This window comes from Azospirillum sp. INR13, assembly GCF_015390205.1.
In the GTDB taxonomy this organism is placed as follows: Bacteria; Pseudomonadota; Alphaproteobacteria; order Azospirillales; family Azospirillaceae; genus Azospirillum.
On record NZ_VUOI01000001.1, the window covers coordinates 15,247 to 42,136 of the forward strand.

Consider the following 26,890-nt stretch of genomic DNA (forward strand, 5'->3'; position numbering starts at 1 on the left):
CTCACTCGCCGCACAGCCGGACGACAGTGTCCGGGCACAAGGCGGTCCTATCGTCAAAGCTCAACACGCCACCACAGATCAGCCCCATGATCCTTGCCACCGCATGAATGCCCTCCATCGCGCGGGCGAGCCGATCAATGCTCATCCCGTCGCAACGTCCAAGGATCCGACGAACCTCCACCTCATCGGCGACGGTCCGTCCATGCTGGTGGCAGTGGAACAGCTGCCGCACATTGCTCAGGCGCGGTTCTCGTTGCAGTTCCATCTCGGTGAGCACCCGGTATTCATGCCCGAGGGACTCCATTGCGGCCTTCTTGGCGCGCAATTCCCTGTTCGTCTCCGGCCGTCGCGCCCATCGCATAGGCTTCACCTCTACGTATCGAGTGCGTCCCTGGCGAACGACTTCGAAGTCCGGGACGAAGCGGCGCATACCAAGCGGTCCATATGAGAATGAGCCCGGCTGCGCCTTGTAGGCAGTCACATCCGGATCGACCTCGAACAGCATTGCTGCCTCCGCTTCGAGCGGCGATGCGCAGGCGATCGGCGCACCCATCTTGTGACTGGCCAGCAGACACGGCCTGGTTACCAAGCTCTTCCGGACGTGCCCATATGATTGGTCGTTGCGATCTGGCATGACTCTCCCCGTCCCGCCGTCTGGTGACGCCGGTCCCTCCTGGATCGTGTTGCTGGGTTTAATGGCAGGCTATCGGTCCTGCCCGTCGCTCATCCGAGCATCACGGAAGATGTCCGTGCTGCGACACCCTTGGGGTCGGCAAAGGCCTCCGCAACGCCTCACTGCAACATTGAGGAATCACTCTATCGCCCCACTTGGTTGCGTTTGGCTGCCCCCATTTCAATAAGCATTCATGGCGGCTTTTGTAGCTCGATATTGGCACTAGGCTATGAGGAGAGTCGGATAGGCGACGGCTTATGCTTATGAGTCAAACGTTAGGCAGATAATAGAATAGGTGTATTCCAAGAATAGATCTCCCATAATTCTTATTACCTTCATATTTATAAGGGCGCCAAATAGCATAGACGTACGACACACTTCAAAGATAGAGGCTGCCGGCAAGCCAGCGCCGCTGATCACTACTGCTCTCCGCATCACGCGCGTTTCGCGGTTTCATGTCTGATGCGCAAGTCCTGCATGGCTGCACTTCGGCGACGCGCATGCGGATCCGCGGTCTGCGGGGTGGCGGCGCGTGCAGCGCCACCCCGCAGACCGCGGATCAAGCCATGCAAGGAGAAATTCATATGTCCGGAATCTTCACCCCAAGAGCCATCGACGCCCAGATCAGGAAGATCGAGCAGGCCAGCGAGGCCGAACTCCGGGCCATGGCCACCGCGGCCGGCGAGGATTTCGACGAAATTGGTGCGCGTATGCGCGCCCGCACCGCAGAACTTCTGAAGCGGTCGGCAGTCAATTCCTTCAAGGCAACGACCCCGGCATTCGACACGGGCACCAAGACAATCACACGCGAGGATCTCGCACGATATAAATCGATCTGTCCTGAACTGGTCGCCTTCACCCACTCCCTGTGCGTCGCCCTGAATGAAGTCGGGAACGCCGGATGGGAGGTCAGCGGAAATGCGGACACCAGCGAAGACGATATGTACAGCTTCGGCAGTACGAACGACTATGATCTGCTCAATGAAGTATTGAATGAACACCAAATGACCATCCAGCTTGCGACGGATCTCACCGACGACGATTGATGGTCATCCATTCCAGAGAGGACAGGATTCCCCTTCCTCCACCACCGATCATCAGATCACTCGGGAGACAACATACCGCACGTATGGGTAGATTACGGGTGGACGCGCCACGCCTCCTTCGTTAGTCTTAGCGATCTGCCGACGACAAACGATGATCGCCCCTTGTCCCAGCACGCGCCCCTGCACCTTGTGCGCCTTCAGATCTCTAGCTTGACGGAGACTGATTACAACCGCTTGGTACGCATCGTCCGCACCGTAAGGCCTGACACTCCTTTGAAGGCGGCAGAGGACATCGTTCACGAGACAATCGAGTCGATCCTCATCGGGGAAAGAGGTTGGCCAGCCAAGGTGGCGTTCCCCACCTTCCTCAACATGGCCGTGCGATCCAGAGTCAACAGCGACCGGAAGACGCAGAGGCGATGGGCTCAGATCATAATTTCGCCTCCATCCGCTACAATTGATCGGGAAGATGGAGCCCAACACGACGACGGTGTGGAGGCCATCCCCGGCAACACACCGGGTCCTGAACGCATCGTCGAGGCATCCCAGATCGTCGAACGGCTTCATAAGCGGTTCGCCCACATGCGCATCGAATCCGGGGTGATCGAAGGTCTGGCAATGGGACGGAAGGCAAGCGAGATCATCGGGCGACTTGCGATTCCACGATCCCGGCTTGAGAAGACCTGTGCCATGCTACGCACCGAAGCACAGAGGATCATCGGATGATGGGGAACGATCCAATGCCCAAGCCCGAAGAATTCCTCGATAGAATCGCCGAAGCACAAGTCGAAGCTGTTATGGAGGCCGACGAAGCGGAGCTTCGGGAAATCGTCGCATCCCACGGCGATGACTTCGATCAGATTGGAGCCCGCATGCTCGCCCGTACGCGGGAAATGCTCCAACGAAACGCCGAGGACAACCGCCGAAACGCGATCAAGCGCCTCCAGGAATTCGAGCAGCAGGATGCCTCGCGCAGGCGTCGCCTCCCCAATGACCCGACAAAGCGGCGGCTTCTCCTCGACGCGGTGATGGCAGCACACGCCGCCATTCCCGGCTCCTTGACGGTAGCGTATCGCCAAGGGCAAGGCTTGAGCGACGAAGATGTCCTCGGTCTCCTCGAAGACCTGGATGATCTTGGGCTGCTGGCAGACGACAGGAATGTTGACTGACCAGCGCTACCGTCCGGGCGAAGCACTCCTCGACGAACTCGGCATACGCCGTCCCGAGGACATCGATCTGCGCATCATCGCCGCCCACCTTGGGCTGCGAATACGGCGTCGATGCCTGGACGGCTGCGTCGCACGTCTTGTAACCGGTCCCCGAGGGGGCATCATCACGGTCAGCCCAGATGCGTCCGGACCCCGCCGCTCCGACGGCAGTCCGCGGGAGAGATTCTCGATCGCCCACGAGATCGGCCACTGGACCCTCGGCCACATCCATTCCGCTTGTGCCCACGGCGACATCCCCTACGGCCGCGGAGGGCGCCACGAAGCCGAAGCCAATGCATTCGCCTCGGGTCTGCTCCTGCCAGATACCTTCCTAAGAGATTCGATGCCAGGGGCAGACTTCGATCTGGGAGATGCACGAACCATCGCGCGACAGTTCGGCGTCAGCATCACGGCAGCGGCGTTGCGACTTGTGGACCTATCCCTACATCCGGTCATACTCACGGCTTACAATGCCAACGGCCTCGCATGGTGGCGCAGATCACCAACCTTTCCCCGGCATTGGCGGCCAGTCACTACAGCATCCACCGGTTCGTACGTACATGAAGTCTTCCACGATCTCGGTCGTGGACTTCTTGGCGAAGGTGGGCCTCATCCGAAAGCAGCCTCGTCATGGTTCGCTGCTCCTGATGCGGACGGGCGCACCGTCATCGACCACACGCTACGAGCCGGTGGCGATGGCTCCGGCTTCCAAGCCATCAGCCTCGTCCGGCTGCTTCCATGATCGGGAAGCGACGTGAATCCGAGGACACGAAATAATCTTGCTCGCGGGCGCAATTGGTTCCCAATGTGCGCCTAAATAATTGATATAAAAGGGAAATTTCGGACATTTTCTCTGTGGGCAAAAAGATACCTCCGCTACCTCACGCAGCTCCGGCGCTCGCCATCATGCGGCGGAGGTCGTTCGGGAAGACGGGCTTGTGCATGAGGCGGAAGCCGCGGCGTTCGGCCTCTTCCTGGCGTTCGGTGCTGGTGTCGCCGGTCAGGATGATGCCGGGAACGGTCCGGCCCAGCATGGTCTGCACCGCAACGACCGCCTCCGGGCCGGTGCGGCCCTGCTGGAGCTGGTAGTCGGCCAGCACGATCTTCGGACAGCGTCCGTCGGCGCGCAGCCGTTCCAGCGCCTGATCCCCCGACTTGGCGGTCAGCACGTCATAGCCCCAGCCCTCCAGGATCGCCTTAAGGCCGAGCAGGATGATCGCCTCGTCGTCGATCACCAGCACCATGCCCTTGGCATCCGCTTCCTTGCTGGGCGAGACCGCAGTCTTGACCGCAACGTCGCCACCCGTCACCCCCCTGCCCTTGCCACCACCGAACGCGCTGGCAATGGCGCTGATCGCCTGTCCCCGGTCGTTGGCGGCGGCATTGGCCGCATCGTTGGCGGCGGCGACGCGGCGGGCCAGCGTCGCCGCGGCGGCGGCCGTGCCGCTGGCGGGACGGGCATTGCCCAGGATCACCCGCGGCAGTTCCACCGCGAAGACCGAGCCCTTGCCCTCCCACGACCGCACCGTCACCGGATGGCCGAGCAGCCGCGACAGCCGCTTGACGATGGCCAGCCCCAGGCCCAGGCCGCGCTCGCTGCGCTCGCCCAGCTGGGTGAACTCCTCGAAGATGTCCTCCAGCCGGTCGGCGGGAATGCCGGCGCCGGTGTCCCACACCTCCACCCGCATGCCCGACGGCGTGCGGCGGCAGCCCAGAAGCACCTTGCCGCTGGTGGTGTAGCGCAGCGCGTTTTCCACCAGATTCCGCAGGATGCGCTCCAGATGGGCCGGGTCGGTGCGGACCCAGGCACGGGTCGGCACCGCGCGCAGCTCCAGCCCCTTCTGGGCGGCGCGCGGACCATATTCGGCGACCAGGCGGCCGAGCAGCTGGTTCAGCCGCACCTCGACCGGAGTGGCGACGATCTTTCCGGACTCCAGCCGCGACATGTCGAGCAGTCCGTCCAGCAGGGTCTTCAGTGTGTCCAGCCCCTGGCGGATGTTGTCCAGGATCGGCAGCGCCGGGTGCCCCTGCAGCCGGTCGCTCAGCGCCGCGGTGAAGAGATAGAGCGACTGGACCGGCTGGCGCAGGTCGTGGCTGGCGGCGGCCAGGAACTTCGATTTGCCTTCGTTGGCCTGGTCGGCCTCCTCCCGCGCGCGGTGCAGCTCGGCCTCGGCCTTCTTGCGGTCGGTGACCTCGACGGCGGCGCAGGTGACGCCCTCCACCCGGCCGGAGGGATCGCGCAGCGGATCGACTGTCAGGTCGAAGAAGCGCTCCTCGCCCTTGCAGCGGATGCGGACCTCTTCCCGCGCGCCGACGCCGCTCTCCATCACGCGGCGCTTCAACGCCATCAGGTTGTCGGCTTCCTCGCCATGGTCGAACAGGTCGGCGTCGGTACGGCCGTTGAGCGTCTCCGGCGAGAAGCCCAGCAATTCGGAATGGGCCCAGGTGTAGCGCAGGTCGCGGTCCTGGTTGAACACCGCCACCCCCGAATTTCGCAGGCCGGTGCGCACGCGCTCCTCGGCGACGCGCAGGGCCTCCTCGGTGCGCTTGCGCTCGGTGATGTCGATGCCCGACGCGATCAGGTGGGTGACATGGCCGTCGGCATCGACCATCGGGGTCAGGTTGACGTCCACCGTCAGCTCGCGCCCGTCGCCCAGCCGCAGCCCGGAGTCGAAGCGGGAGGAGCGGCCGTGCGCTCCCAGCGCCAGCGCCTGACGCAGCCGTTCCCGCCCGGCGTCGTCGAAGGACAGCCAGCAGATCTCGTCGAAGGGACGGCCGACGATGCGGGCGGCCGGCAGCCCGGCGGCATCGGCGGCGGCACGGTTGACCTGGGCCACCGCCCCGTCCGGCGTCAGCACGCCGACATAGGCCGGCAGCGCGTCCAGAACGGCGCGGATGTGGCTTTCCGACTGGCGCAGCGCCGCTTCGCGCGCTTCCAGCCGGTCGGCCATCATGTCGAAGGCATGGCCGAGCTGGCCGATCTCCGACGAGCGGTCCGACAGCTTGACGCGGGTGGCGGTCTTGCCCTCGCTCCAGTCGCGGGCGGCGCAGACCAGCGCGTCGACCGGGCGGCGGATGAACAGGGTGCCGCCGATCCAGGCGGCGGCGGCGGCGACCAGGAAGCCGGACAGGGTCATCAGCAGCCCGTCGCGGGTGGCGCGGTCCACCGCCCCCATCGCGGCACCGCGGTCGACGCCGACGCCGATGAACAGGTCGCGGATCCCGGCGGTGGGTGGGGAGAAGGCCAGGATGCGGGAGACGCCGTCCAGTCCGGGCAGCATCGTCACACCCATGTCGGTCGCCGACAGCAGCGGCAGGTAATTGTCCGGCAGCCGCTCGCCGGCGCGGCTCTGGGTGCCCGGCAGCTTGACCAGGATGGTGCCGGACCGGTCGGCGACGGTCAGGGCAGTGTTCTCCGGCATCGGACGGGCGGCGAAGATGGAGGTCAGCCGCGGCACGTCGAGAGACAGGGCGATCACGCCGGCCCGCTTGCCATCGGCGTCGGTGTAGGGAACCGCGACCGGAAGTTCGCCGCCGGCGACACCGGAATGGGTGATCGTCCATTCGCCGACCACGAAACGCCCCTGGGCCATCGCCCGGCGGAAATGCGGCTGGGAGGTCAGGGAGGAGCCGATGCGCGACGGGTCGGCGCTGCACTTGATGCGCCCGCCGGCATCGGTGACCGACAGGGTGCGGTAGTCGGCGGAGCGGGCGGAAAGACGCTCCAGATAGGCTTGGCAACCGGCGACCTCGCCCCCGCTCCCGTCTCCGCGCAGGAAGGGGGCCTCCGTCACCGCGGTGACCATCAGTCGGGCGCTGTCCAGGATGCGGACATGTTCGCTCTCCACCTGACGCAGCAGCCGTTCGGCCTGGAGGGTGACCTCCGCCTCGCGTTCCGCCCGCTGTTCGAGCACGCTGTAGATCTGGATGCCGATCGCCGGCAGAACCGCGAGCAGGACCAGGATGAAGAGGCGTGCCAGAAGGGTCATGGCGTAGACGAGGCTCCCACCGCGAATCCGACCGGATGGCGCACCAGACGCACCACCGTGCCGCTTGCCTATCGCTAACGCAACTATGGTTAAGCGCCGGTTAATTTAGAAAGCAGCTGAGTAGAATAGGCGGAACGCTCCCGCCCGATCGAAAGAAACGCCATCAGAAATGCCGGTTGGTCAGCCGCATTTGTTTAAAAATTTAAAACATACCCCCAACGAGTGGTTACGACCAAAAGAGGTATGACGTCGCCGGGACCTGAACCTCCACCCCAAGGCCGGATTTGGATTTCCGACGGTGCGGGAACAGCGCAGGGAATGGGGTGTTGATGGCTTGCAATGACCCATACCTTCTTCCTCCCCCCGCTCCGCACCACCCCCCAGGGCACGCCGCGCCGCGTCGGGGTGGAACTTGAATTCGCCGACCTGGACGCGCCGTCGGCCGCGTCCTGCGTGCGCGAACTGTTCGGGGGGACGGTCACCGTCGAAAACCCGCACCGATGTCTGGTGAGCGGCACCGCCCTGGGCGACTTCACGGTGGAACTGGATATGCGCTCCGCCCATCCCGGCAAGGGAGGGGCCGCGGTGCTGGACCCCTTGCGTCCGCTCTGGGGCAATATCGGCAGTCTGGTGATGCCTTTCGAGATCGCCGCTCCGCCGGTGACGGTGGAGCGGATGCCGGACCTGGAGAGGCTGGTCGCCTGCCTGCGCGACCGCGGTGCCGCCGGGACGGAGTCCAGCCCGCTGTTCGCCTTCGGCCTGCATTTCAATCCGGAGGTGGCACGGACGGACGGCGACTATGTGCTGGACCACCTGAAGGCCTTCCTGATCCTGGCGCCCTGGCTGCGGCGGGAGATCCGCGTCGATCCGACCCGCCGCCTGTCCGGCTTCATCGCCGCATTTCCCGCCCCTTATGCCGCCAAGCTGGCCGATCCGGCCTATCGCCCCGACCTGGGCGGGCTGATCGACGATTATCTGGCCGACAACCCCACCCGCAATCGCGAATTGGACCTGTTCCCGCTGTTCGCCCATCTCGACCCCGACCGCCTGGCGAAGGCGATGGAGGACCCCCACATCCGCCCACGCCCGACCTTCCATTACCGGCTGCCCAACGCGCGGCTGAGCGATCCGGACTGGTCGCTCGCCGCCGACTGGAATCGCTGGGTGGCGGTGGAGCGGCTGGCGGCGGACCGCGCCTTGCTGGACGGGCTGGGCGCCGAGTACCGGCAGATGGCCGGGACGCAGGCGCCCGATCGCTGGGCCGAGCGGATCGACGGCTTCATGGCCGCGAATCCCGCTATCCATGGCCCGCCCGGCGAGGAGGATGCCGCGGACGGCACCCTGCGGCAGGCCGTTTGAAGAGGGAGCGTGCCATGGCAGCCGTCATCGGAAGATCCCGGCCGCTGGTCGGCATCACCGCCTCCGTCCATGGCAGCCGCATCGCCGCCATGGCCAACCGGCTTGCCCTGTGGCGGGCCGGTGCCGCGTCGGTCCGCATCACCACAGAGTCGCCCTTCCCCATCGACCGGCTGGACGCGCTGGTGGTCGGCGGCGGCGACGACATCGACGCGGCGCTCTACGGCGAATCCGCCCGGCCGCACATCCGCATCGACCCCGAACGCGACCGGCTGGAGATGCGGGCGCTGGATTGCGCCGCGAAGCTCGGCCTGCCGGTGCTGGGGATCTGCCGCGGGTCGCAGATGATCAACGTCCACCGCGGCGGCTCGCTGCACGTCGACATCCACGAGGTGTACGAGGAAGCGCCGCACATGCGCACCGTGCTGCCGCGCAAGCGCATCCGCATCGAGCCCGACAGCCGGCTGTACCGTATCCTCGGCATCGCCGAATGCCGGGTGAATGCCCTGCACCACCAGTCGGTGGACCGCGTCGGCGACGGCCTGCGCGTCGTCGCCCGCGAGCGCGCCGGCATCGTCCAGGGCATCGAGGCGCCCGACGAGCCCTTCATGATCGGCGTGCAGTGGCACCCGGAGTATCTGGTGACGGACAGCCGCCAGCAGGGTCTGTTCCGCAGTCTGGTCGCCACCGCCATGGGCACCGAGCCGCTGGACGACATCGCCGGAACCGCCCCGGCCGACCTTGACCGGACCGAGGCCTCACCCACCCGCCAGTCGGTGCGGGCGCAGGGCTGAGGCGTCCCGATCTCGGCAACTACCGCGCCTTTCCCCTGGATCGGCCCTTTGAGGACGCTCAATTCCAAAGCAACGCGGGCCAAAACGACGCAGGCCAAAACGACACGGGCGCCGCCGGAGGGATGGCTCCGGGGCGCCCGCGGTATCATGGCCGCTGAGCGGACGTTACTGGCTGCCGCCCTGGTCCGGGCCGCAGTTCGGGGTGCCCGGCGGGCAGTGGGTGCCCGTGGCGGTCTGGTTGTCGCGCGGGATGTTGCTGCCGGTGTTGTTGCCCATGCCCGACGGCGCGGTTGTCACGCCCGGCGTGGACGAACCGGACATGCTGCCGCTGGAGGTGCCGGTCGAACCCGAAGTGCCCGGAGCGTTCACCGGGCCGTTGCTCGACGAGCCGGCCGATGGCGAGGTGGTGGCGCCCGGCGTGGTGCGGACCACACCGTCCGGACCGGTGTAGCTGGTGGCGCTGTCGGCCGAACCCTGCGGAACTTGCGGCGCCGTCTGGGCCAGGGCCGGGGTAGCCATCAGGAGAACCGCCGAAACGGCGCCGATCATCAGGTTACGCATCCTCGAACTCCTTCATGGTGGCAACGCCTCGCAGTCGGGCGTCTTTCGGATCGGGGCGGATGGCTGGCCTTGCATCGCGTGCCATGTCGGCGTCGCGCTTGCCGGCCGGGCCACCGCCTCTTTCACCGGGTTCAACAGGGCAATCCGCCCATGGTTTCGGTCGATGGATGCAATTTTCTCAAGAATCCGCGGCAAAAGCGTGCCTGCGGGGCCTCCTTCGGCGTGATCCCGACGCACTGGGCCTGCGGCGGGAACAACCGGCCCGCGCCGGGGTTCAAGCCGCGAGGCGGACAGTGTGCCGGACAGCCGACCGCACGGTATCCATGCGTTTCCGCCGCGCCCGGAGTCGATTTTTCCCGATGAAGCTCAATCCTTCCGCCCCGCCGATCCATTCCCCGCAGCCCGCAGCCGGGCCGGTGCTGCGCCCCGGCGTCACCTGCTGGCGGACGGAGCGGGCCGGGCGGGTGGCGGTTCTCGTCGACGGCGCCGATTATTTCGTCGCCGCCCGCGCCGCGATGGAAAAGGCGCGGCATTCGATCCTGCTGGTCGGCTGGGACGTCGATCCGCGCATGCGGCTCGATCCCCACAGCCCGGAAACGCTCGGCCGCTTCCTGGCCCGGCTTATGCGGTCGCGCCCAGGCCTGCATGTGCGGGCGCTGAAATGGGATATGCCCTTCCCCATCGCGCTCGACCACCCGCACGAACCGCTGGAGCGCTGGAACCGCAACACCGGCCGCCGGCTGAACGCCCGGCTGGACGGGGAACTGCCGGTCGGCGCCGCCCAGCACCAGAAGATTCTGGTGATCGACGACGCGCTCGCCTTCTGCGGCGGCATCGACTTCTCCTTCGACCGCTGGGACACGTCGGAGCATCGCGACGACGACCCGCGCCGCCGCGGGCCGGACGGCGAGCCTTACGGCCCCCGCCACGACGTGATGATGATGGTCGACGGCGACGCCGCCCGAGCGCTGGCGGAACTGGCGCGGGAGCGCTGGCGCTGCGCCACCGGCGAAATGCCGGAACCCTGCCCGCCACCGGATCACGACCCCTGGCCCGACTGTCCGTTGCGCGATTGCTCCCATCCGGTGCTGGCCGACGCGGTGATCGGCGTGTCGCGCACCGTGCCGGCGACCGACGACAGCCCGGCAATCCGCGAGAGCGAGGCGCTGACTTTTGCCGCCATCGCAGCGGCGGAGCGGACCATCTATCTGGAAAACCAGTATTTCGCCTCCGCCCGTGTCGCCAGCGCGCTGGCCCGCCGGCTGGCCGAGCCCGACGGGCCGGAAGTGGTGGTGGTGGTGTCGATGGAAAGCCCGAGCTGGTTCGACCGCATGGCGATGGACACGCCGCGGTCGGTCGCTTTGCGCTGCCTGCGCGAGGCCGACCGCTTCGGCCGCCTGCGCGCCATGACCCCGGTGACCGAACAGGGGGCGCCGGTGATCGTCCATTCCAAGGTGGTGGCGGTGGACGGCCGGCTGCTGCGCATCGGCTCCTCCAACCTGAACAACCGCTCGATGGGTTACGACACCGAATGCGACCTGTCCATCGAGGCGCCGGAAGAGGACGGTCCCGAGCGCGACCGGGCGGCGGACGCCATCACCGGCGTGCGCAACCGGCTGCTGGCCGAGCATATGGGCATCGAGCAGGACCGGCTGGAGGCCGAGCTGCGGGAGACGGGAAGCCTGATCGCCGCCATCGGCCGCCTGTGCCGGCAGTCCGGCCGCCGTCTGGTGGACCTTCCCGCCACCGATCCCAGCCTGACCGAGCAGGCCTTCGCCGCCCCTGCGCATCGCCGATCCCGACGATCCGGACGAGGCCTGGGCCCCGTGGAAGCGCCTGCCCGCTCCGCCGCGATCCGCCTTGCGCGTGGCCGCCGCGGCGCTGCTGACCGTGGGTCTGGCGGCGGGAGCCTGGGGTGTGGTGCGGGCGGTGCGGAAGGACGGACGCGGGCGGTAGGGCTTTTCGTTCTCAGGCCATCCTGCAACTGGAAGCGCTGCTTTGTGATGAGCGAAGCCCCTCTCCCGCAAGGGGAGAAGGGCTGTTTGTCGGAGATGTGGGGCGCGATGGCCCCTTCAGCGTGTCTGAGCCACCGTGCCGTCGTCGGAGATGATGATCTCGACGCGGCGGTTCTGCTGGCGGCCGGCATCGTTGCTGTTGGAGGCGACGGGCTGCGCCTCGCCCATGCCCTGGGTGACGATGCGCGACGGCGGGACGCCACGCGCCGACAGGGCGTCGCGAACGGCCTGGGCGCGGGCTTCCGACAGGCGCAGGTTGGTGGTGTCGCTGCCGGTGTTGTCGGTGTGGCCTTCGATCCGCACGGTGCGGGCCGGATGCGCCTGCAGGAACTGGGCGAGCCGGTCCATGCGCTCATAGGCGCCGGGGGTCAGTTCCGCCCGGCCGGTGGAGAACAGGATGTCGCCGAGCGTCATCACGAGGCCGCGCTCGGTGCGCTGGGCCTGCAGGTCGCGCAGCTGCTGCTCCAGCTCGGTGTTGCGGGCCTGGAGGCGGTAGGTGTCGGCGTTGGCGACCACGGTCTGGGCGCCCTTCACCCCGGCCGTCTCCTGCGCGATCTGCACGCGGCGGCTGACGAGGTAGGCCTGATGATCGACCTCGGAGGCCTCGGCGCCCTGGTCGCGCAGCGCCTCGGCCCGACGCAGGGCCTGTTCGGCGTCGCGCAGCTGCAGCGGAGCGTTGCCGGCGATCTGCGGGTTGGCGGCGGCGAGGCTGTAGTCCTGGCGCGCCTGGGTCAGGGCGGCACTGTCGGTCGGCTGGGTGGCGCAGCCGGCGAGGCCGAGCCCGAGGCCGGCCAGCACCAGCAGAGCGCGGGGGGCGAGCATGCTCATTGCCGCACCTCCGGATAGCTGTAGCCCCAGCTGTTGCCGGTGCTGGTCCCAAGCGAACCGGCGGGCGCCGGCGGAACGGCGGATGGTGCGGGGTCGCTGGAGCCGCTCATGCCCGAAGCGCTATAGCTCGACCCGCTGTAGACCGGCGCGGCATTCGGCGCAGTTGCCGACTGCGGCGCGGTCGGGGTGGCGGACCGGCGGACCGCGGTGGCGGCCTGCTGGGTCACCGCGCGCTGCGAGGTCACCGTCGCCAGTTCGGCATCGACGCGGGCCTCCTCGGCGAGGCGGCGGGCGCGGGTGCGCTCGTCGGCACGCATGGCCTTGTCGGCGGCGGCCAGCTTGTCGCGGGCGCTCTGCAGGGCGACCGGCGCATATTGCAGGGCGTTGGCGCGCTCGGCCTCCTGCACGGCCTGGGAGGCGGCGCCGAGCTGTGCAGTGGGCGGCGGCACGTCGGAGGCGCAGGCGGCCATGCCGAGCGCCGCCGACAGGACGGCGGCGGCACGCCACCGGTTCGTCGTTGCGGAATTGCGGGTCATCGCGTTGGGTCCTTTCGGAAGCGGCTCACGCCGAAAATCCTGGCCGACGCTACTGGCCGTAAGGCCATGTCCGTTCGGGTGGTTCGTGCCTCCAACGCGCAAGCCTGCACGAAGGTTCCACGGCGGTTTACGGCGGATCAGCCTCCGCTGCGCGATACCCCCGGTCCGGGCCGCGCGTCGGCTGGCGCGGCGGTGGCGGACCAGCCGCAGCACATAGGCGCCGATCAGGGCGATGAACAGCAGCAATGTCCCCGGCACCATCAGGTCGGCGATCCAGGGGAAACCCACCCGCACCAGATAGCCCGTGCAGGCCAGCACCAGCGACCACAGCGTCGCCCCTGCCGCGGCATAGAGCAGGAACACCCCCATCGGCAGTCCGCAGGCCCCGGCGGGGACGGAAATCAGGGTGCGCAGGCCCGGCAGGGGCTGGCACAGCAGGACGGCAAGGCCGCCGCGCCGGGCGAACCATCCGGTGGCGCGATGGACCTGCTCCGGCTTCACGGTCAGCCAATGGCCGTGACGGCCGAGGAAGGCTTCGAACCGCTCGCGCCCCATCCAGTGGGCCGGCGCATACCACACCAGTTCCCCCACTGCGGAGCCGAGCCCGGCAGCCAGCGCCACCAGCAGCAGGTTGAACTCCCCCGTCGCCGCCCCCATGCCGGCCAGCGGGATCACCGTCTCCGCCGGGATCGGCGGCAGCGCGCGGGCCAGGATCAGCATCAGGAAGATGCCGAGATAGCCGAACTGCTGCACGATCTGGATGATCCACTCGGTCATTTGCTCGATCGGGTTGGCGGTGGAATGGGGAGTTTCGATACTGTGAACCGCGCGACCGGCGTGGGCGTTCCCCGATTGCGCATGCGAACTCCTCTTGACCCGTCCCCTCTTGACCCGAGTCAAGGCGCGGGTCGTTCATCCACTGTTCAGTGTCTCCATCATGACCGCATCCCTCGCCCTCGCCGCCGCCCTGCTGTTCCTCAGCCATGCCCTGCCGTCCTGGCCGGGGGTGCGGCCCGCCCTGATCGCCCGGCTCGGCCGCGGCGGCTTCGTGACGATCCATTCCGTCGGCTCGCTGCTGACGCTGACCCTGTTCGTGCTGGCCTACCGCGCCGCCGATGGCGGGGAGGTGGTGTTCACGCCCTTCGACTGGGCGGCGCCGCTGGTGGCGGTGGTGATGCCGGTGGCCTTCCTGCTGCTGGTCGCCCGCGTCACCACCCGCTTCGGCAGCCAGGGCGATCCCAATCCGCCGCACGGCATCTACCGCCTCACCCGCGCACCGGGCAGCCTGGCGCTGCTGCTGTGGGCACTGGCGCATCTGAACGCCACCGGCGACGGGCGCCGCGTGCTGCTGTTCGGCACCATGGCGGCCATCGCGCTGTTCGCGCTGGTCAAGAACGAGATCGTCCTGGGCCGCAGCCCGGCCGGCCGCGCCTTCCGGGCTGAGACCTCGCTTCTGCCGCTGGCCGGCCCGCAGGGGATACGCGGCGCGCTGACGGGTCTGGCGGAAATGGGGCCGGCGCGATTGGCCGGAGGGCTGGCCGCTTATGGGGGCATGCTGTTGCTGCACCCCTGGCTCTTCGGGGTGGAACCCCTCTACTGGATAGGTTGAGCGCGACGGCGGACCGGCGCATCTGTTGAGGCGGGACTGGAGTACCGCGCCTCACCGCCACTGTGCCAGGAAGCCCCGCATGAAAATCCGCGAGATCATGACCCGCGACGTGCAGACGGTCCGGCCCGACGACAGCATCCGCCGGGCCGCGCAATTGATGGACGAGTTGAAACGTCGGCATCCTGCCCGTCTGCGAAGGGCGGGATCTGGTCGGCGTGGTGACCGACCGCGACATCACCGTCCGCGCCATCTCGGCCGGAAAGCAGCCCGACCGCTGCAAGGTGGCGGAGGTGATGACCACGAATCCCCGCTATTGCTACGAGGACGACCCGGTCGGCAGCGTCACCGAATTGATGGCCGGCCAGCAGATCCGGCGCGTGCCGGTGGTCGACCGCAACGACCGGCTGACGGGCATCGTCTCGCTGGGCGATCTGGCAACCGAAGCCAAGAACGACCGCGCCGTGCAGGGCGCGCTGGAGCGGATCTCCTCCCCCTCCCAGCCGGACCGGAGCTGACCGGCCCGCAACCCTTCGAAGTGGAGCCGACCATCATGGAACACACACTGGGTCCGGACGACCCGCGGGTCCGCGAACGCGCCTATCAGCTTTGGGAACAGGAAGGGCGGCCCGAACACCGCCATCTCGACCACTGGGCGCAGGCCGCCCGCGAGATCGAGGAGGAGGACCGCCGCAACTCGGGCGGTCCCCGCGTCAACAGCCCGGACGCCGGGCTTGCCGTCCCCGACGACCCCGCCGCCCGCAACCAGCGGGAAGCGGCGGAGCATCTGGGGCAGTCTACGGTACCGTCCGACCAGTAGGCCGGACGGCGGAAGCGGTCACTCGACTTTGAGGCTGACCGCTTCCATGCCCTTTTCGGTCTGGCGCACGGTCATGCGCACGCGCTGCCCGTCATCCAGGCCGCGCAGGCCGGCACTCTCCAGCGCGCGGGCCGGGATGAACACGTCGCGCCCGCCGCCGTCGGGCTGCGCGAAGCCATAGCCCTTGCCGCCGTTGAACCACTTCACGGTGGCGCCCATCTCGCTGGTCGGGCCGCTGTCCTGCTGCGGACGGCGGGACCGCGATCCTGGAAGCCACCACGGTCCTGGCTCCGGTCCTGGAAACCGCGACCTTGGCCACGATCCTGGAAGCCGCGACCCTGACCGCGGTCCTGGAAGCCGCCCCGGTCGCCGCCCCGGTCGCCGAAGTTGCGGTCACGCGGGCCACCGGCATCGCGGCGCGCTCCGAACCCGCGATCGCCGCCCCGATCACCAAAGCCGCGGTCACCTCCCCGATCCCCGCCCCGATCGCCGAAGCTGCGCTCGCCGAAGCCACGGTCGCGTCCCTGCGGACGGGCCGGGGCGGCGGCGGTGGAGAGATCGACGGAATGCAGGACGCTGACCTGCTGGCCCTTGCGGTCCTCGACGATGTCGACGACGACGGTGGCGCCGTCCGGCAGGGTGGTGTGGCCGGCGGGCACGACGAGCGAGGCCGGCAACAGGGCGTCCTTGGCCGCTGTCCCCGACCTTGACGAAGCCATAGCCGCGTTCGGGGTTGAACCATTTCACGGTGGCCGTCACCTGGGTGGCGACGACGTTGGGCTGACGATAGACGTGGCTGCGGGGCGGCTGATTGTACATGGGAAACCCGAACTCCGGCAAACAGAAGCGGCGCCCGAACCTGTCCCGACATGGACCGGCGGACGCCAACCTCTGACACATCGCCCGTTCCTGGCGGCTTTGGCAAGTCGGGACCGCTCCGAATACGCCGGACAGGCTGTAAAATCTTACGGCCAGGCCGTCAGCCCATCAGGCGGTCCATCAGACGGTCGGGCACCGGCGGCGGTTCGCGCGGCGGAACGGGGATCGGTGCCGGCGGCTCCCCCAGCGGCGGGCGGGACGGATCGCCCGGCACCGGCAACGGTTCTTCGGGACCGACCGGGGGAATGGACGGCTCGCGCGGCGGAGACGGCGGAAAAGGACCAAGGCTGAAATTCATGCTCGGTGTCCTCCATCGGTGGAAGGGCAGCGGTGATTGGAATGGACGCGGCGGGTCAGCCGCCCTGGCCCCCGGGAGCCGTCTGCGACAGGCGGCGGGCGTCGTTCAGGCTTTCCATGCAGCGGGCCTCGTCGCCGTCGCGGGCGGCACTGCGGGCCGCCGTGACCAGGGCCTCCAACTGGGCGTTGCGCGCCGCCTGCCCCATCAGCCCGTTGGCCCCGCCGGAGCCGCCGGGTCCGCTGTCCGGCATCGCGCGGGAGTTGGCCTGCGGAGCGACGGAAGGGGCGGTCGGCATGTTGCTGCCGGTCGCCGGGGGTTCGATCACCGACCGGTCGCCGACGGCGGGCGGCGCCACCATGCCGCCGGACTGGGCCAGGTCCTCGCTGCTGGTGCCCGATCCGGAACCGGAGCCCAGCTCGTCACGCGGGGTCGAGCCGGACAGGCCGGGCGGCGCGCTGTCGGGAACGGCGACCGGCGGCGGTTCGGTCGACAGGCCGCGGTTGGCGGCGAACTGCTCCACCATCGCGGCGCAGCCGGTTTGCGCCCCGGTCTGTGCGGCAGCCGGCTGGACGGCCAGAAGCCCGGCCGCCATCGCGAGCGCGAGGGGGGCGACGGGGCCAAGCCTCGTGAAATCTGTCCGCATCGGTCGCATCCTCCTCGGTTGGCTGTGCCACGGACGGCGTATGTCAACCGAGTCAACGGCGACCGGCAGGGCCGGGTTCCGGTGGCTGGTTCCGATGGCCGGGCGGAAGATAGGCCCGGCCATGCAGCTTGCTCATTTCGCGGGCAGTCGCCGGCTGCTGTAGAGTGCCGGTCCACGACCTCAACCAACGGTTCATAAGTCCATCATGATCGCCAATATGGCTGCGCTCGGCGCGGCGCTGTGCTGGGCCGCGGGCGGCCTGATCGCCATCGGGCCGGTGCGGGTGCTCGGCTCCATCGCGTTCAACCGAGTGCGCCTGACCATCGTCGCCGCGGTCCTGCTGGTCGCCACCACGCTGCTGGGCGGCTGGGAGACGCTGGACACGGGCGCGGTCCTGACCTTGGCCCTGTCGGGGGCCGCCGGCATCGTGATGGGCGACATGGCGCTGTTCTGGTCGCTCAGCCGGCTGGGGCCGCGGCGCAACGTGGTGATCTACGCCGCCAACGCGCCGCTGACGGCCCTGCTCGGCTACACCCTGCTGGGCGAGGCGCTGGGGACGTGGACGACTCTGGGGATCGTGCTGGTGACGCTGGGGGTGATGCTGGCGGTGGCCCTGCGCTCCGGCTCCACCCACAATTGGGAAGCGGTGCAGGGCAGCCTGCTGGCCGGCGTCGGCGTCTGTCTGGTGGCGGCGGTGGCGCAGGCGGTGGGATCGGTGATCGCCAAGCCGGTGATGGCGGCCGGCGCCGATCCGGTCGCGTCGGCTACCGTGCGGGTGACGACGGCGGCGCTGATGTTCACCGCCATCGGTGCCCTGTCGGCGCTGCGGGGCGGCGATGCGGCGGCGGCCGGCGGCGGCCTGTTCCTGCCGCGCGGGCTGACGCCGAAGCTCGCCCTGCAGGTCGCCGGCAACGGGCTTCTGGGCGTCGGTCTGGGGATGACGCTTCTGCTGGTCGGGCTGGCACACGGCAACGCCGGCGTGGTCGCCACCCTGTCGGCCCTGAGCCCGGTGCTGATCCTGCCGATGATGTGGCTGATGACCGGCCAGCGCCCGTCGCTGGGCGCCTGGGCCGGCGCCGCGGTCGCCGTGGCCGGCGTGGCCCTGATCGTCAACCGATAGAAGACATCCTCAGCGCGCCTCGACCGCGACGCCCAGGGTGGACAGCGCCGCCTGCAGCGCGGCGGAGCCGCGGTTGATGGCATCGCGCAGCTGCGCCTTGAGCGCCGGCACCTCGGGGCGATCCTGTTCGCAGGCATGCTGCAGCTTGCGGGCCAGCCGCGACAGCTCCAGCAGGCCGACATTGCCGGCCAGCGACACCATGGCATGGGCATCGGCGGCGGCGTCCTTCATGGTCTCCGCCTTGCCGATGCGGTCGGCGCGCAGGGCCAGTTCGGCCAGCGTGCCGGTGACGAAGCGGGGAAGCACGTCGCCGCCCAGCGTATCCGCCAGCGTGTCCAGCGCGCCGCGGTTCAGCACAGGCGCGCCGCCGGACAACGGAGCAACCCTGGCCAGCGCGCCCGCCTCCTCCGCGTCGCCGCCGGGCCGGGCAGTATCCGCCGCAGCCCCCGCCGCAGCATTCGCATCTGCATCCGCCTTGGCCTCCAGCCAGCGGTCGACCGCCGACAGCAGGGTGTCGCGCTCGATCGGTTTGGTCACATGGTCGTTCATGCCGACATCCAGGCAAAGCTGCAGCTGATCGGTCAGCGCGTTGGCGGTCAGCGCGATGATGGGCACGGCACCCCGCCGTCCGCCAAGCTGACGGATCGCCGCGGTGGCCTGCAAGCCGTCCATCCGGGGCATCTGCATGTCCATCAGGACCAGGTCGAACTCGCCGCCGCGCACCGCCTCCACCGCCAGCACGCCGTCCTCCGCCACCTCCACCGTGTGGCCGGCCTTGCAGAGGATGGAGGAGGTGACGATCTGGTTCATCGGCACATCCTCGGCCAGCAGGATGCGGGCGAAGCGCCCGGCGGCACCCTCCGCCCGCCGCTCCGCCACGAGGCCGGGAGCCTCCGCCACCGGAAGCGGCAACTCGAACCGGAAGGTGCTGCCGACGCCCGGGCTGCTCTGCACGCCGATCCGCCCGCCCATCAGTTCCGACAGCTGCTTGGAGATGATCAGTCCAAGCCCGGTGCCGCCGAAGCGCCGCGTGGTGGACCGGTCGCCCTGGCTGAAGCGCTGGAACAGGTTCGCCTGATCGGCTGCCGGAATGCCGGGTCCGGTGTCGCTGACGGAGAAGCGGACCAAGGCCGGCGCGTCCTCGCCATGGCCGTCCGCCTCCCCCGACAGCAAGCCGACGGAAACCAGCACCGATCCGCGTTCGGTGAACTTCACGGCATTGCCGACCAGATTCAGCAGGATCTGGCGGATGCGCGCCTCGTCGCCGCGGACGAAGCGCGGCACCGTGCCGCCCAGCGACAGTTGCAGCAGCAGCCCCTTCTGCGAGGCGGCGTTGCTCATCAGGTCGCGGCAGTCGCGCAGCAGCCGGTGCAGGTCGAAGGCGCGTTCTTCCAACTCCAGCTTGCCGGCCTCGATCTTCGAATAATCCAGGATGTCGCCGATGATCGCCAGCAGCCCGCGCCCGGCCTCGCGCTGGAGCGAGACATACTGGCGCTGTTCCGGCGTCAGGTCGGTGCCCAGCAGCAGGTCGGCGAAGCCGATGACGCCGTTCAGCGGCGTACGGATCTCGTGGCTCATCGAGGCCAGGAAATTCCGACTTCACGCGGTTGGCCGCCTCGGCCTCGGCGCGGGCGGCGGACAGTTCCTCCTCATGGCGCTTGCGCTCGGTCACGTCGCGGACGACGCCGACCACGACGAACACGCCGTCGGCCCCCACCGTCGGGCGCATGCTGGATTCGACCCACAGGTAATGGCCGTCGCGGTGGCGCAGCCGGTGGGTGAAGGTGACGGGCGGCGACCCCGGCTGCATGCCGGCGAAGGCCATCGCCGCACTTTCCAGATCGTCGGGGTGCAGCAGGGTGGCGGGGGCGCGGCCGACGAGCTCCGTGGGATCATGACCCAGGATGTCGCGGACCGACGGCGACAGGTAGCGGACCGATCCGTCCGCCTTCATCTCCAGGATCATGTCGGTGGCATTGTCGGCCAGCAGACGGTAACGCGCCTCGCTCTCGCCCAGCCGCTGTTCGGAACCGTGATGGCGCTGCTCGCGCAGCAGCAGGACGCCGAGGAACAGGGTGCCGAGCGGCACGATCGCCAGCATGGGCGCCGCCGTCCGCCCCGCCACCTGCAGCGCCAGTTCCAGGTTGGGAAGCAATGCCAGCGTGGACAGCGACGCCAGCGTCAAAAGCAGGCCGAACAGCAGGAGCGGCAGCACCCCAGCCCGACGCGGCGCCGCTTCACCCAGACGGCGAAGCCGACGCCGACCAGGAAGGACAGCCCGGCATTGGCGACCCCGGCCTCCATCCCCACGCCGCCCAGGGAAAAGCGGTAACCGGCGACGCCCGCCGCCGCCATCGCCGCGGAGACCGGCCCGCCGAACAGGGCGGCCAGTCCGATCAACGGGGTCCGGGCGTCGATGAAGATGCCCGGTCCGACATGGATCGGGTGGACCATGGAGAACAGGGCGGTCAGCGCCATCACCGCGCCGAAGACGACCTGTCGGGTGAGTTGGTTCCATCCGCCGGACCGGCGGATCAGGAAGGTATAGGCGAGAACGACGAAGGCGCTTGCCGCGATGTTCTCGGCAAGATCGTAGGCCATCGAAGAAAAGTTGCCCAACATCGCCCGGCCGTCGTTCCCGCACAATTCCCGGCTACCACTATACCACGGAAGAGTGTCGCGAAACCGCTAACACCGGCGGGTGGGATGTGACCTGGACGGGACAACAGCCGGGCTGTCCGACGATTCCGCCTCACGCCTCGGCGTCGGGCTGGCGGTCGGGAGCGGCGGCGGCGAAGGCGGGCAGGGCACGGCAGGCTTCGTCGATGCGCAGCAGGGTCGGATAGCCGTCCAGCGGGCAGGCCAGCCGGCGGGCGTTCGCCAGCTGCGGCACCAGCAGGATGTCGGCCAGCCCCGGCGCGTCGCCATGGCAGAAGCGGCCGGTGCGCAGATCGCCGGCCAGTTGAGCCTCCAGCGCGGTCAGCCCGACGCCGATCCAGTGACGGTACCAGTCGTCGACCTCCTCCTGGCTGTGGCCCATCGCCTTCAGCCGGCCCAGCACCCGCAGATTGTTCAGCGGATGGATGTCGCAGGCCACCGCCAGCGCCAGCGCCCGCACCCGCGCGCGGCCCAGCGGATCGGCCGGCAGCAGCGGCGGGCTGGGATGAGTCTCGTCCAGATACTCGATAATGGCGAGCGACTGGGTCAGCACATGGTGCCCGTCCGGACCGTCGACCTCCAGCGCCGGCACCAGATGCTCCGGGTTGAGATCGGCGAAGGGCGGCTTGTCCTGCTCGCCCCGGCGCAGATGGACGAAGGCCTGCTCCGGCGCCAGCCCCTTCAGGTTCAGGGCGATGCGCACGCGGTAGGCGGCGGAGGAGCGGAAGTAGGTGTGGAGTTTCACGGGCGTGGGTCCGTTGTAGTGTCGCGGCGGTTGCCCCCACCCCGACCCTCCCCCGCTCTCGGCCGACCGAAGGTCGGTCCGATGCGGGGGAGGGGATAAGCGCAAGTTCGGCAGAGTGGCGGCAGTCCCTCCCCCGCCCAGCTCTCGCACAAAGCCATGCTTTGTGCTGACGCGGCAGGCGGACCGTAGGTCCGCTGAGAGCGGGGAGGTTAGGTGGGGGCATCCGAAGCCGACACTCTACCGAAGCGTCACAGCCCCAGATAAGCCTGCCGCACCCGCTCGTTGCTCAGGAGCGCGGCGCCGCTGTCGCTCAGCACGATCTCGCCGGTCTCGATCACATAGCCGCGGTCGGCGATGGCGAGTGCGGCATGGGCGTTCTGCTCCACCAGCAGGATGGTCGTGCCCTCGCGCTTCAGCCGCTGCACGGCGTCGAAGATCTCCGCCACCAGCAGCGGCGCCAGCCCCATGCTGGGCTCGTCGAGCAGGAGCAGGCGGGGCTTCGCCATCAGCGCGCGGGCCAGCGCCACGATCTGCTGCTGGCCGCCCGACAGCGTTCCGGCGGGCTGGTCGCGCTTGACCTTCAGCACCGGGAACATCTCGTACAGCCGCTCGATGTCGTCGTCGGGCTTGCCGCTGCCGCGGCGGAAAGCGCCCAGGCGGAGGTTGTCCTCGACACTCTGCGGTCCGAACAGCTGCCGGCCTTCCGGCACCTGCACCACCCCTTCGGCGACGCGGCGCGACGCCTTCATCCGGGTGATGTCGCAGCCGTCGAAGGTGATGCGCCCGCTGCTGGCGGGGTGGACGCCGGACAGGGTGCGCAGCAGCGTCGTCTTGCCGGCGCCGTTGGCGCCGACCAGCGCCACCAGCTCCCCTTCCCGCACGGACAGGCTGGCCGATTTCAGCGCGTGGATGCGGCCGTAATGGCTGTTGAGGCCCTCGATCTCCAGAAGCATGGTCCGGACCTCCCTTACGGTGCCGCGCCGAGATAGGCGGCGATGACGTCCGGGTTGGCCGCCACCTCCTGCGGCGTGCCTTCGGCCAGCATGCGGCCCTGGTTCAGCGCGGTGATCCGGTGCGAGATGCCCATCACCATCTTCATGTCGTGCTCCACCAGGACGATGGTGACGCCGCTCCCCGCCACGGTCTTGATCACCTCGTCGATCTCGCGGCTTTCGGTGGCGTTCAGGCCGGCGGCCGGTTCGTCCAGCAGAAGCAGCTTCGGTTCCGACGCCAGCGCGCGGGCGATCTCCAGACGCTTCAGGGCGCCGTAGGGCATGGAGGCCGCGTCGGCGTCGATGTACTTCTCCAGCCCGACCTCGGTCATCAGCCGGGCGGCGCGGTCACGCGCCTCCCGGTCCTTGCGCACCAGCGAGGGGAAGCGGAACAGCGCCGGCAGAAGCCGGGTGTTCAGGTGCAGGTGCCGCCCCACCATGACGTTCTCCAGCGCCGTCATGTTGAAGAAGATCTGCAGGTTCTGGAAGGTGCGCGACATGCCGCGTGCGGCCAGCCTGTAGGGCGCCATGCCCGACACGTCGGCCCCGTCGAACAGCACCCGGCCGCCCGACGGCTTGTAGACGCCGGTCACAAGGTTGAACAGCGTGGTCTTGCCCGCCCCGTTCGGACCGATGATCGAATGGATGTCGCCGGCCGCGATGGTGAAGCTGAGATCGCCGACGGCGAGCACGCCGCCGAACTCGCGGCTGAGATGTTCCACCTTCAGGATCGGCGGGCCGATGCGGCGGGCCTGGGCCGTGGTGTCGGCGGCGAGGTCGGTCGTGGTCAGCATGTTCATGCCCGCCTCCGCGCCGGGATCAGCGCCGCCAGGGTGGGAAGAAGGCCCTTCGGCATGAAGACCATCGTCGCCATCAGGATGCCGCCCAGCACGATCTGCTGGTAATCCTGGAAGACGGTCAGCGCCTGGGGCAGCAGCGTCAGCACCACGGCCCCGACGACGGCGCCGAAGGTCGAGGCCATGCCGCCGAACACCACCATGGTCACCAGCTCGATCGACTTGAAGAAGTCGGCCTTGGCCGGGGTGATCAGGCCGGCGTAGTGGGCGAACAGGCTGCCGGCCACACTGGCGAACACCGCCGACAGCACGAAGACCAGCACCTTGAAGCGCGCGGTGTCGACGCCGACCACCTCGGCCGCGACCTCCGACCCGTGGACGGCGCGCAGCGCCCGGCCCATCGGGCTGTCGATCAGGTTCAGCGACAGCCAGACCACGCCGATCAGCAGCACGCCGACCACCCAGTACCAGACCTTTTCGCCATACAGCTCGACGCCGAAGATCCTGAACGGCTCCACCATCATGCCGTCCGGGCCGCCGGTCAGGCCGCTTTCGGTGCGCAGCACGATCGACACGATGATTCCGATGCCGAGCGTCGCCATGGCGAGGTAATGGCCCTTCAGCCGCAGGATCGGCTTGGCGACCAGGAAGGCCAGCAGCCCGACGAAGACGGCACCGGCCAGCAGCGCCATCACCGGCGGCCAGCCGTAGCTGCCGACCAGCACGCCCGACGCATAGGCGCCGATGCCGAAGAAGCCGGCATGGCCCGAGGCTGATCTGCCCGGCATAGCCGATCAGCAGGTTCAGGCCGACGCAGACCACGGCGTTGAAGCCGGCCAGGATGGCGATGTCGAGATAGAAGTTGTTGGGCAGGAAGGCCGGCAGGATCGCGATCACCGCGCCCAGTGCCAAAAGCCCGGTCAGCCGCCCGTGAAGGAGTGCGTTCATCGTTATCCGGTCCTTACACCCGTTCGGTGCCGCGCTTGCCGAACAGCCCGTTCGGCATGAAGAGAAGGACGGCCAGGATGATGATGAAGGCCACCGCATCCTTGTAGGCCGAAGAGATGTAGCCTGCGCCCAGCGCCTCCGCGACGCCGACGATCAGCCCGCCGGCAACGGCGCCCGGCCCGTGGCCGAGGCCGCCCAGCACCGCGGCGGTGAAGCCCTTCAGCCCCAGCATGATGCCCATCTCGGTGTAGGAGAAGGTGATGGGAGCCACCACCGCCCCGCCGATGGCGCCCAGCGCCGCCGACAGCGCGAAGGAGGCGAGCACCACCCGCTTCACGTCGATGCCGACCAGCTGCGCCGCCAGCCGGTTGTGCGAGGTGGCGAGGATCGCCTTGCCGGTCAGCGTCTTGTTGAAGAACAGGCCGATGGCGACGATCAGCACGCCGGCCGTGCCCACCACCCACAGCGACTGCGGCTGCATCGAGGCGCCCAGGATCTGGATCGGCGTCTCGCCGGAGAAGGCGTCCAGCCGCTTGAAATCCTTGCCCCAGATCAGCTCGGCGACGCCGCGCAGGAAGATCGACGCGCCGATGGTGATGATGATGAGGGTGACGGTGGAGGCGTTGCGTGCCCGCTCCACCGCGAATTTCGCCACCAGGACGCCGACCAGCATGGCGCCGCCGCAGCCGATCAGGATCGCCAGCGGCAGCGGCACCCCCGACGCGGTCAGGGTGGCCGACGCCATGCCGCCGACCATGATGAACTCGCCCTGGGCGAAGTTGATGACATGGCTGGCGTTGTAGATGATCGAAAAGCCGAGCCCCGCCAGCGCATAGATCGCGCCGATGGTCAGCCCCGACAGCATGTATTGCAGCAGTTCCGCGAACATCGTTGGGTTCCTGATGTTCCTCTCCCGCCGATTCCCCCTCTCCCCCCCGGGGAGAGGGTCGGGGTGAGGGGGACGCGTGGGGTGGATTGCGGGGATGACCGCGGCGTCACAATTCTTGTGAATCCACGCAGCGCATCCCCCTCACCCTAACCCTCTCCCCAGGGGGGAGAGGGAACTTGAGCGGCGCTCGTCACTTCACCAGCGCCCAGTCGCCTTGGCGGACCTCCACCATGTGGAAGGCGTCCAGCGTCAGGCCCATGTGGTCCTTGGCGCTCATGGTCACGGTGCCGCCGGTGCCGACATAGCCCTTGGTCTGCTCGATGGCGTCGCGCAGCTTGGCCTTGTCGGTGCCGCCGGCGCGCTTCACCGCGTCCAGCGCGATCATCAGACCGTCATAGGCATGGCCGGCAAAGGTCGAGACCTCGGTGTTGAAGCTGTCCTCGTAGACCTTGGTGAATTCGGTCACGACCTTCTTCTGCGGGTCGCTGTCGGGCAGCTGCGCGGCGACGACCAGACCCGCGGCCGGCAGGCGGACACCCTCGGCGGCACCGCCGGCCAGCCGGATGAACTCCTTCGACGCCACGCCGTGCGACTGGTAGATCGGCAGCGAGATGCCGAGCTGGCGGTAGTTCTTGGTCACCACCGCCGGCCCCTGGCCCAGGCCGAACACCAGCACCGCTTGCGCTGCCGCGTTGTTCTTGATCTTGGTCAGCTGGGCGGTGACGTCGGTGTCCTTGGCGCCATAGGTCTCGTCGGCGACCAGCTCGATCCCGCGCTCCTTGGCGACGGCGATGGTCTGGTCGCGGCCCGACTTGCCGAAGCCGGAATCCTCCGACAGCAGCGCCAGCTTGGTCAGCCCGCGCTTCTTCATGTCCTCCATCACCTTTTCCGCGGCCATGCGGTCGGTATGGGGGGTCTTGAACACCCACTTCTTCACCGGCTCCACGATCACCACGGCGCCGGCCAGCGAGATGAAGGGCACGCCGGCCCGCTCGACCAGCGGCACCGCCGCCATGGTCGCCGCGGTGGTGGTGCCGCCGACGATCACGTCGACGCCGTCGCTCTCGATCAGGCGCTTGGTGAAGGAGGCTGCCTTGTCGGCGGCGCCGCCGTCGTCATAGACGGTCAATTGCACCTGACGGCCGTCGACGCCGCCCGCCTTGTTGATGCGGTCGGCATACAGCTCCAGCACCTTCTTCTCCGGATCGCCGAGGAAGGAGGCCGGGCCGGTGGCCGAGACGATGGCGCCGACCTTGATCGGGTCCGCGGCCTGCGCCGCCCCGGACAGCAGGCCGGAAACCGCGGTCATGGCGGTCAGTGCAGTGAAGGCGATGGTGGCGAACAGGCGTTTGCGCATGATGTCCTCCCTTGGGCTGCCCGCCTTGACACCGGACCGGGCGGCGGCCCGGTCCCGGCGCGGCGGGACGATTTGCATCACATAATGTTTCAAACGAAACAGTTTCGAAAGAAGATTTTTGGCCCTCGTGGC

The 26,890-nt window shown here is 68.5% G+C and carries 27 protein-coding genes and 2 pseudogenes; 11 read left to right on the forward strand and 18 right to left on the reverse strand.

What is annotated here, in order from left to right:
• Position 1: 1 nt before the first annotated feature.
• Complete coding sequence (locus F1643_RS00080; protein ID WP_194909660.1) at positions 2 to 505, reverse strand: hypothetical protein; 504 nt, start codon at positions 503 to 505, stop codon at positions 2 to 4.
• A 623-nt stretch (positions 506 to 1,128) separates the two neighbouring features.
• On the opposite strand from F1643_RS00080, the gene F1643_RS00085 reads away from it, so the two are divergent.
• The 4 genes from F1643_RS00085 to F1643_RS00100 all read left to right on the forward strand — a co-directional run bounded on the left by F1643_RS00085 (position 1,129) and on the right by F1643_RS00100 (position 3,669).
• Positions 1,129 to 1,719: a hypothetical protein gene (locus F1643_RS00085; protein ID WP_194909662.1), complete on the forward strand. Its 591-nt coding sequence runs from the start codon at positions 1,129 to 1,131 to the stop codon at positions 1,717 to 1,719.
• Between the two features lie 210 nt (positions 1,720 to 1,929).
• Positions 1,930 to 2,445: a hypothetical protein gene (locus tag F1643_RS00090; RefSeq protein ID WP_194909664.1), complete on the forward strand. Its 516-nt coding sequence runs from the start codon at positions 1,930 to 1,932 to the stop codon at positions 2,443 to 2,445.
• A 14-nt stretch (positions 2,446 to 2,459) separates the two neighbouring features.
• Positions 2,460 to 2,888, forward strand: a complete 429-nt coding sequence (locus F1643_RS00095; RefSeq protein ID WP_194909666.1) for a hypothetical protein — start codon at positions 2,460 to 2,462, stop codon at positions 2,886 to 2,888.
• Positions 2,821 to 3,669 (forward strand): ImmA/IrrE family metallo-endopeptidase, encoded by an 849-nt coding sequence (locus F1643_RS00100; protein WP_194909668.1) that lies wholly within the window; start codon positions 2,821 to 2,823, stop codon positions 3,667 to 3,669. The genes F1643_RS00095 and F1643_RS00100 overlap by 68 nt, the downstream gene beginning before the upstream one ends.
• A 139-nt stretch (positions 3,670 to 3,808) precedes the next feature.
• Here F1643_RS00100 and F1643_RS00105 read toward each other — a convergent pair whose 3' ends face one another.
• Entirely contained in the window at positions 3,809 to 6,916 is a 3,108-nt protein-coding gene (locus tag F1643_RS00105) for a PAS domain-containing protein (protein ID WP_194909676.1), read from the reverse strand.
• A 339-nt stretch (positions 6,917 to 7,255) separates the two neighbouring features.
• On the opposite strand from F1643_RS00105, the gene F1643_RS00110 reads away from it, so the two are divergent.
• Together F1643_RS00110 and F1643_RS00115 are read left to right on the forward strand one after the other, a co-directional pair.
• Positions 7,256 to 8,275: an amidoligase family protein gene (locus tag F1643_RS00110; protein WP_194909678.1), complete on the forward strand. Its 1,020-nt coding sequence runs from the start codon at positions 7,256 to 7,258 to the stop codon at positions 8,273 to 8,275.
• Positions 8,276 to 8,289: 14 nt separating this feature from the next.
• The gene (locus F1643_RS00115) at positions 8,290 to 9,066 is read left to right on the forward strand and encodes a gamma-glutamyl-gamma-aminobutyrate hydrolase family protein (RefSeq protein WP_194909680.1); all 777 of its coding nucleotides are present in this window, start codon (positions 8,290 to 8,292) and stop codon (positions 9,064 to 9,066) included.
• A 165-nt stretch (positions 9,067 to 9,231) separates the two neighbouring features.
• Here F1643_RS00115 and F1643_RS00120 read toward each other — a convergent pair whose 3' ends face one another.
• On the reverse strand, positions 9,232 to 9,627 hold the full coding sequence (locus tag F1643_RS00120; protein WP_194909681.1) for a hypothetical protein: 396 nt from the start codon (positions 9,625 to 9,627) through the stop codon (positions 9,232 to 9,234).
• Between the two features lie 1,013 nt (positions 9,628 to 10,640).
• Here F1643_RS00120 and F1643_RS21880 point away from each other — a divergent pair.
• A pseudogene (locus F1643_RS21880) lies at positions 10,641 to 11,126 on the forward strand (phospholipase); the annotation flags it as partial.
• Positions 11,127 to 11,699: 573 nt separating this feature from the next.
• On the opposite strand, the gene F1643_RS00130 reads toward F1643_RS21880, so the two are convergent.
• Together F1643_RS00130 and F1643_RS21885 are read right to left on the reverse strand one after the other, a co-directional pair.
• Entirely contained in the window at positions 11,700 to 12,470 is a 771-nt protein-coding gene (locus tag F1643_RS00130; protein WP_194909683.1) for an OmpA family protein, read from the reverse strand.
• On the reverse strand, positions 12,467 to 13,783 hold the full coding sequence (locus F1643_RS21885) for a VTT domain-containing protein (RefSeq protein WP_255542253.1): 1,317 nt from the start codon (positions 13,781 to 13,783) through the stop codon (positions 12,467 to 12,469). Before F1643_RS21885 ends, F1643_RS00130 begins: the two co-directional genes overlap by 4 nt.
• A gap of 160 nt (positions 13,784 to 13,943) precedes the next feature.
• Between F1643_RS21885 and F1643_RS00145 the strand changes: the two genes are divergently transcribed.
• The 3 genes from F1643_RS00145 to F1643_RS00155 all read left to right on the forward strand — a co-directional run bounded on the left by F1643_RS00145 (position 13,944) and on the right by F1643_RS00155 (position 15,432).
• Positions 13,944 to 14,615, forward strand: a complete 672-nt coding sequence (locus tag F1643_RS00145) for an NnrU family protein (protein ID WP_194909685.1) — start codon at positions 13,944 to 13,946, stop codon at positions 14,613 to 14,615.
• A 218-nt stretch (positions 14,616 to 14,833) separates the two neighbouring features.
• Positions 14,834 to 15,130, forward strand: a complete 297-nt coding sequence (locus F1643_RS21890; RefSeq protein WP_370540420.1) for a CBS domain-containing protein — start codon at positions 14,834 to 14,836, stop codon at positions 15,128 to 15,130.
• Positions 15,131 to 15,165: 35 nt separating this feature from the next.
• Entirely contained in the window at positions 15,166 to 15,432 is a 267-nt protein-coding gene (locus tag F1643_RS00155; RefSeq protein WP_194909687.1) for a DUF2934 domain-containing protein, read from the forward strand.
• Positions 15,433 to 15,450: 18 nt separating this feature from the next.
• On the opposite strand, the gene F1643_RS21895 is transcribed toward F1643_RS00155, so the two are convergent.
• The 4 genes from F1643_RS21895 to F1643_RS00170 all read right to left on the reverse strand — a co-directional run bounded on the left by F1643_RS21895 (position 15,451) and on the right by F1643_RS00170 (position 17,252).
• Positions 15,451 to 15,651, reverse strand: a complete 201-nt coding sequence (locus F1643_RS21895) for a cold-shock protein (RefSeq protein ID WP_255542254.1) — start codon at positions 15,649 to 15,651, stop codon at positions 15,451 to 15,453.
• Positions 15,636 to 16,109, reverse strand: coding sequence for a hypothetical protein (locus F1643_RS21900; protein ID WP_255542255.1), 474 nt, complete (start codon positions 16,107 to 16,109; stop codon positions 15,636 to 15,638). Before F1643_RS21900 ends, F1643_RS21895 begins: the two co-directional genes overlap by 16 nt.
• A gap of 302 nt (positions 16,110 to 16,411) precedes the next feature.
• Positions 16,412 to 16,609, reverse strand: a complete 198-nt coding sequence (locus F1643_RS00165) for a hypothetical protein (protein ID WP_194909688.1) — start codon at positions 16,607 to 16,609, stop codon at positions 16,412 to 16,414.
• Between the two features lie 55 nt (positions 16,610 to 16,664).
• Positions 16,665 to 17,252, reverse strand: a complete 588-nt coding sequence (locus F1643_RS00170; RefSeq protein WP_194909690.1) for a hypothetical protein — start codon at positions 17,250 to 17,252, stop codon at positions 16,665 to 16,667.
• A 205-nt stretch (positions 17,253 to 17,457) separates the two neighbouring features.
• Here F1643_RS00170 and F1643_RS00175 point away from each other — a divergent pair, with 205 nt between their 5' ends.
• On the forward strand, positions 17,458 to 18,372 hold the full coding sequence (locus F1643_RS00175) for a DMT family transporter (protein ID WP_014248737.1): 915 nt from the start codon (positions 17,458 to 17,460) through the stop codon (positions 18,370 to 18,372).
• 9 nt (positions 18,373 to 18,381) lie between these two features.
• On the opposite strand, the gene F1643_RS21905 is transcribed toward F1643_RS00175, so the two are convergent.
• The 9 genes and pseudogenes from F1643_RS21905 to F1643_RS00210 form a co-directional block, all read right to left on the reverse strand.
• Positions 18,382 to 19,950 (reverse strand): ATP-binding protein, encoded by a 1,569-nt coding sequence (locus F1643_RS21905; RefSeq protein ID WP_255542256.1) that lies wholly within the window; start codon positions 19,948 to 19,950, stop codon positions 18,382 to 18,384.
• Positions 19,951 to 20,071: 121 nt separating this feature from the next.
• Positions 20,072 to 20,473, reverse strand: a pseudogene (locus F1643_RS24285) (PAS domain-containing protein); the annotation flags it as partial.
• Between the two features lie 80 nt (positions 20,474 to 20,553).
• Positions 20,554 to 20,973, reverse strand: a complete 420-nt coding sequence (locus tag F1643_RS21915; RefSeq protein ID WP_255542257.1) for a LytS/YhcK type 5TM receptor domain-containing protein — start codon at positions 20,971 to 20,973, stop codon at positions 20,554 to 20,556.
• A 151-nt stretch (positions 20,974 to 21,124) separates the two neighbouring features.
• Entirely contained in the window at positions 21,125 to 21,775 is a 651-nt protein-coding gene (maiA, locus tag F1643_RS00185) for a maleylacetoacetate isomerase (protein WP_194909692.1), read from the reverse strand.
• A gap of 248 nt (positions 21,776 to 22,023) precedes the next feature.
• Positions 22,024 to 22,728 (reverse strand): ABC transporter ATP-binding protein, encoded by a 705-nt coding sequence (locus F1643_RS00190; protein ID WP_063635298.1) that lies wholly within the window; start codon positions 22,726 to 22,728, stop codon positions 22,024 to 22,026.
• A 14-nt stretch (positions 22,729 to 22,742) separates the two neighbouring features.
• Positions 22,743 to 23,567, reverse strand: a complete 825-nt coding sequence (locus F1643_RS00195) for an ABC transporter ATP-binding protein (RefSeq protein ID WP_206692219.1) — start codon at positions 23,565 to 23,567, stop codon at positions 22,743 to 22,745.
• The gene (locus F1643_RS00200) at positions 23,564 to 24,352 is read right to left on the reverse strand and encodes a branched-chain amino acid ABC transporter permease (protein WP_255542258.1); all 789 of its coding nucleotides are present in this window, start codon (positions 24,350 to 24,352) and stop codon (positions 23,564 to 23,566) included. Before F1643_RS00200 ends, F1643_RS00195 begins: the two co-directional genes overlap by 4 nt.
• Positions 24,353 to 24,525: 173 nt before the next feature.
• A complete protein-coding gene (locus tag F1643_RS00205; protein ID WP_194909694.1) occupies positions 24,526 to 25,401 on the reverse strand; it encodes a branched-chain amino acid ABC transporter permease in 876 nt (291 codons plus the stop codon).
• Positions 25,402 to 25,591: 190 nt separating this feature from the next.
• Complete coding sequence (locus F1643_RS00210; RefSeq protein WP_194909696.1) at positions 25,592 to 26,758, reverse strand: ABC transporter substrate-binding protein; 1,167 nt, start codon at positions 26,756 to 26,758, stop codon at positions 25,592 to 25,594.
• Positions 26,759 to 26,890 lie beyond the last annotated feature (132 nt).

Bases quoted from the DNA above. Each gene is read 5' to 3' on its own strand.
- F1643_RS00080 (WP_194909660.1), bottom strand. From the start codon at position 505: ATGCTGTTCGAGGTCGATCCGGATGTGACTGCCTACAAGGCGCAGCCG.
- F1643_RS00085 (WP_194909662.1), top strand. From the start codon at position 1,129: ATGTCTGATGCGCAAGTCCTGCATGGCTGCACTTCGGCGACGCGCATG.
- F1643_RS00095 (WP_194909666.1), top strand. From the start codon at position 2,460: ATGCCCAAGCCCGAAGAATTCCTCGATAGAATCGCCGAAGCACAAGTC.
- F1643_RS00100 (WP_194909668.1), top strand. From the start codon at position 2,821: ATGTCCTCGGTCTCCTCGAAGACCTGGATGATCTTGGGCTGCTGGCAG.
- F1643_RS00105 (WP_194909676.1), bottom strand. From the start codon at position 6,916: ATGACCCTTCTGGCACGCCTCTTCATCCTGGTCCTGCTCGCGGTTCTG.
- F1643_RS00110 (WP_194909678.1), top strand. From the start codon at position 7,256: ATGACCCATACCTTCTTCCTCCCCCCGCTCCGCACCACCCCCCAGGGC.
- F1643_RS00115 (WP_194909680.1), top strand. From the start codon at position 8,290: ATGGCAGCCGTCATCGGAAGATCCCGGCCGCTGGTCGGCATCACCGCC.
- F1643_RS00120 (WP_194909681.1), bottom strand. From the start codon at position 9,627: ATGCGTAACCTGATGATCGGCGCCGTTTCGGCGGTTCTCCTGATGGCT.
- F1643_RS00130 (WP_194909683.1), bottom strand. From the start codon at position 12,470: ATGAGCATGCTCGCCCCCCGCGCTCTGCTGGTGCTGGCCGGCCTCGGG.
- F1643_RS21885 (WP_255542253.1), bottom strand. From the start codon at position 13,783: ATGACCGAGTGGATCATCCAGATCGTGCAGCAGTTCGGCTATCTCGGC.
- F1643_RS00145 (WP_194909685.1), top strand. From the start codon at position 13,944: ATGACCGCATCCCTCGCCCTCGCCGCCGCCCTGCTGTTCCTCAGCCAT.
- F1643_RS00155 (WP_194909687.1), top strand. From the start codon at position 15,166: ATGGAACACACACTGGGTCCGGACGACCCGCGGGTCCGCGAACGCGCC.
- F1643_RS21895 (WP_255542254.1), bottom strand. From the start codon at position 15,651: ATGGGCGCCACCGTGAAGTGGTTCAACGGCGGCAAGGGCTATGGCTTC.
- F1643_RS00165 (WP_194909688.1), bottom strand. From the start codon at position 16,609: ATGAATTTCAGCCTTGGTCCTTTTCCGCCGTCTCCGCCGCGCGAGCCG.
- F1643_RS00170 (WP_194909690.1), bottom strand. From the start codon at position 17,252: ATGCGGACAGATTTCACGAGGCTTGGCCCCGTCGCCCCCCTCGCGCTC.
- F1643_RS00175 (WP_014248737.1), top strand. From the start codon at position 17,458: ATGATCGCCAATATGGCTGCGCTCGGCGCGGCGCTGTGCTGGGCCGCG.
- F1643_RS21905 (WP_255542256.1), bottom strand. From the start codon at position 19,950: ATGAGCCACGAGATCCGTACGCCGCTGAACGGCGTCATCGGCTTCGCC.
- F1643_RS21915 (WP_255542257.1), bottom strand. From the start codon at position 20,973: ATGGCCTACGATCTTGCCGAGAACATCGCGGCAAGCGCCTTCGTCGTT.
- F1643_RS00190 (WP_063635298.1), bottom strand. From the start codon at position 22,728: ATGCTTCTGGAGATCGAGGGCCTCAACAGCCATTACGGCCGCATCCAC.
- F1643_RS00195 (WP_206692219.1), bottom strand. From the start codon at position 23,567: ATGAACATGCTGACCACGACCGACCTCGCCGCCGACACCACGGCCCAG.
- F1643_RS00200 (WP_255542258.1), bottom strand. From the start codon at position 24,352: ATGCCGGGCAGATCAGCCTCGGGCCATGCCGGCTTCTTCGGCATCGGC.
- F1643_RS00205 (WP_194909694.1), bottom strand. From the start codon at position 25,401: ATGTTCGCGGAACTGCTGCAATACATGCTGTCGGGGCTGACCATCGGC.
- F1643_RS00210 (WP_194909696.1), bottom strand. From the start codon at position 26,758: ATGCGCAAACGCCTGTTCGCCACCATCGCCTTCACTGCACTGACCGCC.